This is a genomic window from Nonomuraea sp. NPDC049784 (genome assembly GCF_040659615.1).
GTDB lineage: Bacteria > Actinomycetota > Actinomycetes > Streptosporangiales > Streptosporangiaceae > Nonomuraea.
On record NZ_JBFAMX010000948.1, the window covers coordinates 1 to 2,824 of the forward strand.

Below are 2,824 nucleotides of genomic sequence, written 5' to 3' on the forward strand. Positions count from 1 at the left end.
CTGTGCCGCTGGCAGCGCTGGGCCACAGCGTGACCGTCGTCGACCCGAGCCCCGACTCGCTGGCCGCGCTCGAACGCCGTGCCAAGGAGAAGGGCGTGGGCGTGCGGGCCCTGCAGGGCGACGCCGACGGCCTGGGCGAGCTGCTCAGCCGGGACAACGCCGACCTGGTCCTGTGTCACAGCGTGCTCGAATACGTCGAAGACCCGATCAGCGCGCTGACCGCCGTCGCGGGCGTGCTGCGCAGGGGCGGCGCGGTGAGCGTGCTGGCCGCCAACCCCGTCGCCAGCGCCATTCATCGGGCGCTCGCGGGCCAGTTCGACGAGGCGCGGGCCGTGCTGGACGATCCCGAGGGCACGTGGGGCGACCGCGATCCCACGCCGAGGCGCTTCGCCGCGGAGGCGCTCGCCGAGCTGCTGACCGCGACCGGGTTCTCCGTGAGCGCCGTCCACGGCGTCCGGGTCTTCACCGACCTGGTGCCGAGCAGGCTCGTCGACGGCGAGCCCGGCGCGTCGGAGGCGCTCGTCGCGCTCGAACAGGTCGCCGCCACTCACCCCGTGCTGAGAGACATCGCCACGCAGTTGCACGTGCTCGGCCATAGGCTATAGAACGCCTGTTCGGATAGAATCGGCGGCGTGTCTCGCAAGCAGATCACAGGCATCGGCCCCACTCCGCGTACCGGGGCCGATGACAGCGGCTGCCCGATCCTCCACGTCGACATGGACGCCTTCTTCGCCAGTGTCGAGCTGCTCGACCGCCCCGAGCTGCGCGGCCGCCCGGTGATCGTGGGCTCGCCCGCCGGGCGCGGCGTCGTGCTCAGCGCCACGTACGAGGCCAGGGCCCACGGCGTGCACTCCGCGATGCCGATGAGCAGGGCGCGCCGGCTCTGCCCGCAGGCCACGATCATCCCGCCCAGCCACGGCAAATACTCCGAGGTCTCCAAGGGCGTCATGGAGATCTTCCATACGATCACTCCGCTGGTCGAGCCCATCGCGTCCGACGAGGCGTTCCTCGACGTCGGGGGTGCCAGGCGCAGGCTCGGCCCGCCCGCCGCCATCGCCGCCATGATCAGAGAGCAGGTCCTCGACCGTTACGGCATCACGTGCTCGGTCGGCGTGGCCAGCAGCAAATTCGTGGCGAAACTGGCGTCCAAGCAGTGCAAGCCCGACGGGTTGCTGGTGGTGCCCGCCGGCCAGGTCGTGGACTTCCTCCACCCGCTGCCGGTGTCGGCGTTGTGGGGCGTCGGCGAGCGCACCGAGCAGTCTCTCGTACGCCTCGGCATCCGCACCGTCGGCGACCTGGCCAGAGTGCCGCCCGCCACCCTCCAGCGCGAGCTCGGCCAGGCCGTGGGCGGCCATCTGGCGGCGCTGGCGTGGGGCCGCGACGAGCGGGCGGTGACCTCCCACGTGCCCGACAAGAGCATCGGCAACGAGGAGACGTTCGCGTCCGACGTGGACGATCCCGAGGTGATCAAGCGGGAGCTGCTGCGTCTTTCCGAGCGAGTGGCCGCCAGGATGCGTAAGGGCGGCCATGTGGGAAGGACTGTAAGTGTGAAGCTACGCCGAGCCGATTTCACCACCATCAACCGCTCGCGTACCCTGCGCGAGCCGACCGACGTGGCTCAGGTGATCTACACGACCGCCTGCGAGCTGTTCGAGGCGGCCGGCCTCCAGCGCGTGCGGCTGCGCCTGGTCGGAGTCCGGATGGAAAACCTGCGGCCGGCCGAGGAGGCCACCCGGCAGCTCAGCATCGGGGAGCGGGAGACCGGCTGGCGCGAGGCCGAACAGGCGATGGACAAGGCGATCCGGAGATTCGGTCCCGATGCGGTGCTCCCAGCCTCGCTCGTACGTGGCAAGCTTGATGAAGCAGAGACATGACGCCGATGTCCGGATTTGCTGAGGGCGTAAGGTGTGGCGATTTTGGGGGAAAGGGGGCGAGATGGGTCACAATGGACCCATGACGACACCTCCGGTTTGGTCTGCGTTGGACGTTTGCTTTCGCCTACGTCTACAGCCTCGTATTCTGGGGATAACCGACCGCGAGGTTCGGACACCCCGTGTCGTCCGTTGCCGTCTTCCCCGTCCTGGGGCCGTCCTTGGGAGGCGCCGTGCCGCTCTCTGAGCACGAGCAGCGCTTGCTCGACCAGATCGAGCAGGCCCTCTACGCCGAGGACCCGAAGTGGGCCAACACCGTAAGGATCAGTGACCCGCGCAGCCATTACAAGCGTCGCCTGATCAAGGCCTCCATCGGCTTTGCTCTCGGCGTCGTCATCATGATGGTCGGCGTGGTGATGAGTGGCAGTGCGCTGATCCCGCTCGGCGTCGGCGGTTTCGTGGTCATGCTCGCCGCGTGTCTGTGGGGCTTGTCCAGTTGGAAACGCATGAATGGGTTCGGTGAGTCCCCTCCCGCCTCCGGTACGGCCACCCCTCCGGGCAAGCAGGCCCGCCGCAACCGGGGCAGCTTCATGGAGCGCATGGAAGAGCGCTGGCGCCGCCGTCACGACGATCGCTGACCGCCGATCCGGCGGAGCCGCCCGGCACGTGTCCGGGCGGCCGTCGTGTTGGTAGCGACCTGACCGGCCGCTCTCCGGCCATCGTGCTGGAGGCCGACCGGCCCGGGCGTCCCCCTGGTTGTCGTGGAGGCTGACCGGCTCGGCCGTTCCCCTGCGTGTCGTGACCGGTCCGGCCGTCCCCTCCTCAAGGGAACGGCCGGACGCGTCGGTCAGGAGCCCTTGTGGGCCGCCGTCCGCCGCAGCCTGATGTTCTCCAGCAGGTCGAACCCGTCAAGCAGCCGCTCTCCCACGGCCCGCAGCCGCCGCAGCGTCGAC

The 2,824-nt window shown here is 69.6% G+C and carries 3 protein-coding genes; all 3 read left to right on the forward strand.

The window, feature by feature from the left end:
* The coding region (locus AB0J09_RS61485) for a methyltransferase domain-containing protein (protein ID WP_360713318.1) at positions 1 to 605 on the forward strand (605 nt) is incomplete at its 5' end.
* A 27-nt stretch (positions 606 to 632) separates the two neighbouring features.
* Positions 633 to 1,874: a DNA polymerase IV gene (gene dinB / locus AB0J09_RS61490; RefSeq protein ID WP_360713320.1), complete on the forward strand. Its 1,242-nt coding sequence runs from the start codon at positions 633 to 635 to the stop codon at positions 1,872 to 1,874.
* A gap of 230 nt (positions 1,875 to 2,104) precedes the next feature.
* Complete coding sequence (locus AB0J09_RS61495) at positions 2,105 to 2,509, forward strand: DUF3040 domain-containing protein (RefSeq protein WP_360713322.1); 405 nt, start codon at positions 2,105 to 2,107, stop codon at positions 2,507 to 2,509.
* Positions 2,510 to 2,824: the final 315 nt, after the last annotated feature.